At 63.1% G+C, this 6,583-nt stretch carries 10 protein-coding genes and 2 pseudogenes; 2 read left to right on the forward strand and 10 right to left on the reverse strand.

Annotation, left to right across the window (positions count from 1 at the left end; all coding sequences use genetic code 11):
* Positions 1–108: 108 nt before the first annotated feature.
* From ACH107_RS12655 to ACH107_RS12700, 10 genes and pseudogenes are all read right to left on the reverse strand, one after another.
* Positions 109–636 carry a hypothetical protein gene (locus ACH107_RS12655; RefSeq protein WP_412506169.1) on the reverse strand — a complete coding sequence of 176 codons (528 nt, stop codon included), beginning with the start codon at positions 634–636 and terminating at the stop codon, positions 109–111.
* Entirely contained in the window at positions 617–1,567 is a 951-nt protein-coding gene (locus tag ACH107_RS12660; protein WP_412506170.1) for a YdaU family protein, read from the reverse strand. The genes ACH107_RS12655 and ACH107_RS12660 overlap by 20 nt, the downstream gene beginning before the upstream one ends.
* A 191-nt stretch (positions 1,568–1,758) precedes the next feature.
* Complete coding sequence (locus tag ACH107_RS12665) at positions 1,759–2,076, reverse strand: hypothetical protein (RefSeq protein ID WP_412506171.1); 318 nt, start codon at positions 2,074–2,076, stop codon at positions 1,759–1,761.
* A complete protein-coding gene (locus ACH107_RS12670; protein WP_412506172.1) occupies positions 2,073–2,492 on the reverse strand; it encodes a VRR-NUC domain-containing protein in 420 nt (139 codons plus the stop codon). The genes ACH107_RS12665 and ACH107_RS12670 overlap by 4 nt, the downstream gene beginning before the upstream one ends.
* Entirely contained in the window at positions 2,489–3,028 is a 540-nt protein-coding gene (locus ACH107_RS12675) for an MT-A70 family methyltransferase (protein WP_412506173.1), read from the reverse strand. The genes ACH107_RS12670 and ACH107_RS12675 overlap by 4 nt, the downstream gene beginning before the upstream one ends.
* Positions 3,025–3,258, reverse strand: a complete 234-nt coding sequence (locus ACH107_RS12680) for a hypothetical protein (protein ID WP_412506174.1) — start codon at positions 3,256–3,258, stop codon at positions 3,025–3,027. Before ACH107_RS12680 ends, ACH107_RS12675 begins: the two co-directional genes overlap by 4 nt.
* Positions 3,258–3,725 (reverse strand): hypothetical protein, encoded by a 468-nt coding sequence (locus ACH107_RS12685; RefSeq protein WP_412506175.1) that lies wholly within the window; start codon positions 3,723–3,725, stop codon positions 3,258–3,260. Before ACH107_RS12685 ends, ACH107_RS12680 begins: the two co-directional genes overlap by 1 nt.
* 34 nt (positions 3,726–3,759) lie before the next feature.
* Positions 3,760–4,269: a hypothetical protein gene (locus tag ACH107_RS12690; protein ID WP_412506178.1), complete on the reverse strand. Its 510-nt coding sequence runs from the start codon at positions 4,267–4,269 to the stop codon at positions 3,760–3,762.
* Positions 4,270–4,372: 103 nt separating this feature from the next.
* Positions 4,373–4,930: pseudogene (locus tag ACH107_RS12695) on the reverse strand (DNA cytosine methyltransferase); the annotation flags it as partial.
* A gap of 253 nt (positions 4,931–5,183) precedes the next feature.
* Positions 5,184–5,456, reverse strand: a complete 273-nt coding sequence (locus tag ACH107_RS12700; protein WP_412506176.1) for a hypothetical protein — start codon at positions 5,454–5,456, stop codon at positions 5,184–5,186.
* Between the two features lie 134 nt (positions 5,457–5,590).
* Between ACH107_RS12700 and ACH107_RS12705 the strand changes: the two genes are divergently transcribed.
* Together ACH107_RS12705 and ACH107_RS12710 are read left to right on the forward strand one after the other, a co-directional pair.
* A complete protein-coding gene (locus ACH107_RS12705; protein WP_412506177.1) occupies positions 5,591–5,866 on the forward strand; it encodes a helix-turn-helix domain-containing protein in 276 nt (91 codons plus the stop codon).
* A gap of 255 nt (positions 5,867–6,121) precedes the next feature.
* Positions 6,122–6,583, forward strand: a pseudogene (locus ACH107_RS12710) (hypothetical protein); the annotation flags it as partial.

Here is a 6,583-nt window from a genome sequence, read left to right on the forward strand (position 1 = left end):
GTGATCCGACCAGGGCGCGGCTCGAGACATACGCCCAGCGCGGCGCCCGAAAGCCGCATTGCTGGCCCTGCACGCAAGACGTGCGGGGCCATCTGGTTCCAGATGCCGTCATTCATCACCTTCGCGCCCGGAACGGGCGGCGTCCCGCGCCTCGGTGGCGATCTTGCTGGCAAGAGTCTCGGGCCGCGCCGGGCCGCGCCGAGATGCTGTGGCCTCGCGCCGCGTCTCCGGGGCGCGCCGCGACAGGTCCAGCCCTGTTTCGGCGATGATGGCCGCCGCCTGTTCCCGCGTTACCCTCTCGCGCTCGGGCGCTGGCTCCGGGTCAACCGCCGGGGGGCGCGGCTCGGCCTTGCACCGAACCGCGTGGCGCATTTTCCCCTCGATCCGCCGCGCGATCTTGGCCAGCTCAACCGGGTTCGGCATCCGGTCGCCCCGGTCCCATGATCGGAACGCGCGCCGCGCCACGTCGCCGGGAATGCCGGCGAATGCCTCCCCCCAACGCAACAGAACGGCATCCCGCACTCCGTCGGGCACCTCGCGGACATAACCGACCGTCGCCTCGATGATTGTGACCTCTCGCGCTATTTCCGACGGGCGCAGCGGGCTTGAATCGATTTCAGCCGTCAGCGTATCCAAATCGGCGGTCCAGATCGGTCGCGATCCGGGCGTCACGCTCCAACCGTTCTCGGGCTCTGCGCTGGGCCGCGGTCTCGCTGGTTGCGGCTCGGCCACCGACGTTGACCGTAAGCCCTGCGCTGTTGCGCTGCTCGTCATGCTGCCGTTGCGCGATTGCCGGGCTGAAATATCGCAGCGATGAGGGCTGTTTTCCTGCCGCATTTCGTACCTCCTTCACAGTTTCCACGATCTGATCGTCCGTCAGGTCCGTTTCCCGAAGCCACATGGCGACGACGCCGCGCTGGCCCGATGAGAACCATTTGCCGCTTACGTCCTTGCGGACATCTGCCCCTGCCGCCTCGAGAACGCGGTCGAAGAGGCTGGTCAGGCGTTTGTCATGACGGGCTGGAGGGGCGTTTTCGTGATCGCTCATGATCTTCGGCGGGGGGTGTTTCTCATCATCATCAACGGCGCCGGGCGGATACGTGCACAGTGGTATCGAGTCCTCCCGTTGATGATGAGTGACTCCCTCTATTTCAGGATCTGGTTCTGGTTCTGGTATGCTTTCGTTCAGCGCATCCGAAACGGAACCGTTAGCTTTTGCCAAGTCATTGTTTTTGAGCGATTTTGGCCGCCCACCTTTGGCCCCGTTTGATCGATTCTTGTCGATCTTTTCCTGCGTATTTTTCCACGTTTTTTGCAATTTTTTCTGCGAAATCTCGCCATCCTCGAACGTTAGGAATGGCGCGAGACGGGCTTTTATCTTGCGCCATTTTGCCTTTGTTAGACCGAGGATTCGCGCATTGTCAGCGTCGTGGTCAGGCACCGATCCGTTGCGGCGCCACATCGCGCCCAGCAACAACAGATAGGCCCCATGTTCCTCCGTGGTCAGGTGCGTCGTGTCCGCCAGATAGGCGTCCCAATACATCGGCATTGCCGGTGCCTTGCTCATCCAAGCCCCCTTTTCTTGACGACTTCACGGACCCGCACGCGGGCCGCCTCGCGGCATTCCGGTCGGCCGCACGTCCAGATGTACTTGTCCCTCAGATCCTCGGGCAAATCCCGGTGCTGACCCGGCGGCCGGTGGCCCCATGACGCCTGTTCAGCATGGCAGAAAGCGCAGCGGCGACCAGGCATCGCTTGTCAAGCATCAGTATCAGCCATCGTGGGGCCAGTTATTGCAACGTCGAACCAGTCAGGCGTGCCGTCATCCGACCGGCATTTCGCGGAACAAAGGCGGTGGCCCGGCCCCTGCGATTTAAACACCGCCCCGCACCGCATGCAGGAGCGCATCTTGATCACTTTCTGTTGCTTTCGCAGCGTATTTTCAGCGCTTGTTGTCGCCTGCTCAGGCGAGCCCTGCCAGCCGCTTAGAAACTCGCCGGTGACGATGTGCTTGGCACGGTAGAGCGGCCGACCGCGCTGTTTCACGATGATGATTTTCGATATGATATTGCTCATTTCATGCCCCATTTGCTGATCACGTGTTGCACTTCCTCGATCGACCGAACGACGGCGTATTCCGCCCCTGCCCTTTCCAGGTCATTCGCCACGGCCCGCTGGTCCGGGCTTTGCCGGCCCCTGGGCGCCTTGACCTCGAGCATGTACGCCCGACCGCACCAGATGATCTCGAGGTCGGGCCAGCCTGCCCGCGTGCCCATCTTCCGCGCCTTGGCGATCTGCCGCGCGGCTTCCGATCCGGCCATGTCCAGCTCGTTCGGGCTGTGATGGACAAGCGCGTCGGCCGGCAGGGCATGGCGCAGGTATTGCAGGATGGCGCGATGAACCGGCCCTTCGCGGTCGCTTTTCGGCGCCCGCGTGTCACCTTCCGCGGCGCGATACGCGCGCAGACCTTCTGCTGTCATACGGTCGGTCATGCGCCTACGGCCTCGAACCGCTCTGGATCGTTGCCCCATGTTTCCCAGCCGGCGCGCGGTCTACGGGCAAACATTTCCAGCTTGCGTGCCTGTGGCCAAACCGCGTCTATCCTGTCCTGCAGGATTTCCGGCTTTCGTGAATGCTGGCGTTTTTTCGCGAAGAACACGCTGTCGGTGAACGGCGCCGGGCTGGGGCACGGAAACTTGCCGCGGCGGTAGATCAGCACCGGCTCGTGGCGATTGCGCGACCAGAAGCCGGTCGCGGGGCGGTCCTTTACCCAGACCAGTTGGGACACGTAGCGAAAGCCCCACGCTGGCGGGATACGCATTGCCCGCTCAAGGATCGGCACCGTAACCCACAGGAACAGAAGGGCATCGCGGCCCACGATCTGCGGCACCGGCAACGCTGCGATCTCGTCGTCGCGCATGCACCGGTAATGCCGCCGCGCGTTGCGCCCCGGCCGGTCGGCCGAGTTCGAGGAAAACCGCCAGGGCGGGTCCATCACGATGATGTCGAAGGGCCCCCCGGGGATCATTTTGCACCCCCCGCCCACCAACGCCGGGGCATGCTTCCGTTTAGGTGGCGCGTCTCGTCGGGTGTGGCCCGGGTTTCCCGGTCGACGCGCTGAAGCGCGCCTGTTACGCGCCCCTTTGAGCACTCCATCGCGGCGGCGATCTCCGCGCTCGACATGCCCCTGGCACGCATGTCGAGCATTTCGAGGATCACCAGGTCGTCGGCGCGTGACTGTCCGGCGCGCTTTCCCATCACGCCGCCTCGCTTTCACTGTCGGCCGCGTCATCTGCAAAGAAATCTCGCTGGGCGCGCTCGCCGCGAACGTACTTCTCGGCCTCCTTCATGATCGCGTCGACGGCGTTCAGCATGTCGGGCGGCATCATCGGGCCGTTCTCATCCTCATCGACGAGGTACGGCGTGTTGATGACCAGTGGCCCCTTGGTGGCGCCGTCGAGGTCGACTAGCAACGTGATTACGGCGCCGATGCGGTCCTCCTCGTGGGTGATAGAAACACCCGAAACCTTGGCCAAGCTGCGCCATGCGTGCGGCGCCATGATGAGACCCAGCGCCGCCGGACCCAGCGCCTCGAATGCCTCGGTGAACGAGTCGAGCGGGGGATCGTAACATGCGAAATCGGTTTTCTTTTCAGACGTGTCTGCATCCTCGGACCAGCGAATGATGATCTTGTCGCCGTCCTTCTTGACCTTCGTGATGTTCATGTCGCCATCTCCTCCGTTGCCTGCTGAAACGCCCTTACGAACTCCGCCGCCGCTTGGGGGACGATTGCATTGCCGTAGCCGCGCAGGCGCACCACGCGGGCGGGAACCCCATCAGCCAGCGGGAATGATCCGGGTCCAACCGGCCGCCACTTTCCATCCCGGCAGAGGAGCCAGTCAGCATCGCGCCACGGGTCGTCAGCCGCGCCGGGCCAGCCGGTGTCGAGGTCGCCACGAGCGCCACCGTCTGCCGGCTGCTGTCCGTGTTCCCCGCCGGATTGTAGTGCCCCGGCTTGCCGGGGTTGCCCGCCATCGGCGTCGGCCACCCGGCGAGGTGTGCCATCTGCCCGATCGGCAGGCCCGCCCCATTGCTGTTGCCGTGCTTCTGTCTCAGACGGTCGCGGCGCTCCTGATGCTTCGCCGGGTCCGCGCTGTCGTTCATCAGGGCTGCATCCGGCGTCGCCCAGCCGGCCAGCATCGCCTTCCGCGGCAGCTGGTCCGTCCGGCCGCGCGTCGTCCCGTCCGGGTTCTGCGCTTTCGTCGCCATGCCCGGCGTGTCCTTCCAGTCCCGCGCCGACGGGCTCGGCCATCCAGATCGCTCTACTTTTACCGCCGGTGTCAGCGGCCACTGCGGGCGCGCTGAGGCGGATTGCCCCAAAGAAAAGCCGCTGTCGGATGTGCGGGGCGCCGACGCCCGCAGCCGGCACATCACCCGCCCCGACGGCGTAGCCTGCCGCTTCCAGGCCATCCGATAGATCGTCGAGCCATGCCCACTCACGCGGGCCGGCAGCGCCTCGTTGAGCGCGGCCTGTAGCCTTTCCGACGACCGCCGAGCTGGCGACCTGCTCGCCAAACAGCACTGCGGGCTGGGCGGCCCAGACCAGTCCGAGAAAAGCGGGGGCGAGGTGTCTGTCGTCGTCGCGGGAGCGCCGCTGTCCTGCGCTGCTGAACGGCTGGCAGGGCGGCGATCCGGTCCACACGGGCCGGTCGCCGGGCCATCCGGCGAGGCGGAGGGCGAGCGGCCATCCGCCGATCCCGGCGAAGAAGTGGCAGGCGACGTAGCCTCGAAGATCGCCCACATCGACATCTGTGATGGATCGCTCATCGACATCCCCCTCGGGCAAATGCCCGCACGCGATCAGAGCGCGCAGCCACACGCAGACCTTCGGATCGTGGTCGTTGTAATAGTGGGGGGCGCGGCCCGTCATTCCGCGCCCCCGCCCCCGGCCTTGCGTTCCGCAGGCAAGGCGCTCGTCAAAAGAGGCTGCCGGTTTTCCGCCGGGGCTCCACTCCCAGCGCCCGCCCGAAGGGCGAGAACTTGACCGACCACGCGCTTCGTGACGCTGGCGCGGTTCGGTATCTCAATCTCGGGGTGGGCATGCTGCGCACACCGCAGCGCGCCATCGACCGCATTCCACAATGCCGGGTATGCGGCCTCGTGCCGGTGCTTTCGGCGCCGGCTCATTCGGCAGCCTCGGCCTGTTGTTCCGCCGGCATGGCGTCGAAGTTGAACAGGTGATCCGGGACCGAAATCGTTTCGCCGGTTCGTTCGGCATGCTCATCCACGAGCCGATGAATGTTCTGGTAATGACGCGCCGGGATCTTGTTGTCCCGGCGCCAGTTTGACGTGTTCGATTTGCTCAGATCGAGACGATACCGAACGAATGCCGCCCCACCTAGAGCGGAGAGAACATCGGCGACCGCCTCAACATGTCTTAGGTTCAGCTTTTCCATACCATTTTAGGTATAGATTTTCTGTCCTTTTGACAACCGTGTTTTCGCAAGGCGTTCACTTTTCTTGAACCCAAGCGATGCGTATATTACTGCGAGCGGAATAGCCGGGCCGCGAAGTTTGTGAGGAAAATCAGATGCAGCCGCACGATGATCAGTTGATAGGCGATCGAATCAAGAAGATCAGATCAGCGTGGGGACTGTCGCAAACCGAGATCGGCAAGATATGCGGTGTCGGCAAAAATACCGTTTCTCACTGGGAAAATGGTCGCCAAAAGCCGACGATTGCCCAGATGTACCCCGTATGCCAGGAACTCGACCTTACGCTCGACTGGATTTATCTCGGGCGCGAATCAGGTCTCTCTGTCGCCGTTGCGCGACGGCTCGGCCTTGTCGAGAACCGCAGCGTATAATTCATCAAGCGACTGCCCGGTTTGCAAGGCTATCGAAATCAATTCATCTGTCAAAACTTTCTCGTTTTTCAGCGTGTTATAGCACGACGTACATACCCGAATATTCATGAGGCCCCCGCCTGTCGCCCGTTTGCCACTTTTGATTGAATAGTCATTATTTCTGCACGCCGCAACAGGTTGAAGTGCATAATTTCTGCACTAATCGCATTGACCTTGGTTCAGAATTTATATACCCCTGATTGCAGGAGGTATCACATGATTGAACCATCAGACATCACCCCGCAACCCGGCGCGACGATAGACTGGAACATGCCCGAGCATGTCTATCACGCCGATCCAGCCGAAACGCCGAGCCTATCCGCCAGCATGGCCAAGAAACTGATCCAGCAAACACCGCTGCACGCCTGGACAGCCCACCGCAGACTCAATCCATTCCACGAGTCCGAACATCGGGACGTTTTCGACATAGGCAGCACGGCCCACACCATGCTGCTGGGCAAGGGTGTCGAGATCGACGTGATCAACGCCCCGGATTGGCGCACAAAGGCAGCAAAGGAAGCCAAGCAAGCGTCGCGCGCGGCAGGGCGAACGCCCATCCTCGAGAGCGATCATGAGCGCGTCGCGAACATGGTTGATGCCGCAAGGATGCAGTTGACCTCGATCGGGATCGGCGATGTGTTCGCCCGCGCGATCGGCCACGAGGTGACGTTCATCGCG

It is taken from the genome of Roseovarius halophilus (ex Wu et al. 2025) (genome assembly GCF_047086965.1).

What these genes read in the sequence shown, in the direction of transcription:
- ACH107_RS12680 (WP_412506174.1), bottom strand. Translation starts at nt 3,258, where the DNA reads ATGGGAAAGCGCGCCGGACAGTCACGCGCCGACGACCTGGTGATCCTC.
- ACH107_RS12685 (WP_412506175.1), bottom strand. Translation starts at nt 3,725, where the DNA reads ATGAACATCACGAAGGTCAAGAAGGACGGCGACAAGATCATCATTCGC.
- ACH107_RS12660 (WP_412506170.1), bottom strand. Translation starts at nt 1,567, where the DNA reads ATGAGCAAGGCACCGGCAATGCCGATGTATTGGGACGCCTATCTGGCG.
- ACH107_RS12690 (WP_412506178.1), bottom strand. Translation starts at nt 4,269, where the DNA reads ATGGCGACGAAAGCGCAGAACCCGGACGGGACGACGCGCGGCCGGACG.
- ACH107_RS12705 (WP_412506177.1), top strand. Translation starts at nt 5,591, where the DNA reads ATGCAGCCGCACGATGATCAGTTGATAGGCGATCGAATCAAGAAGATC.
- ACH107_RS12675 (WP_412506173.1), bottom strand. Translation starts at nt 3,028, where the DNA reads ATGATCCCCGGGGGGCCCTTCGACATCATCGTGATGGACCCGCCCTGG.
- ACH107_RS12670 (WP_412506172.1), bottom strand. Translation starts at nt 2,492, where the DNA reads ATGACCGACCGTATGACAGCAGAAGGTCTGCGCGCGTATCGCGCCGCG.
- ACH107_RS12665 (WP_412506171.1), bottom strand. Translation starts at nt 2,076, where the DNA reads ATGAGCAATATCATATCGAAAATCATCATCGTGAAACAGCGCGGTCGG.
- ACH107_RS12700 (WP_412506176.1), bottom strand. Translation starts at nt 5,456, where the DNA reads ATGGAAAAGCTGAACCTAAGACATGTTGAGGCGGTCGCCGATGTTCTC.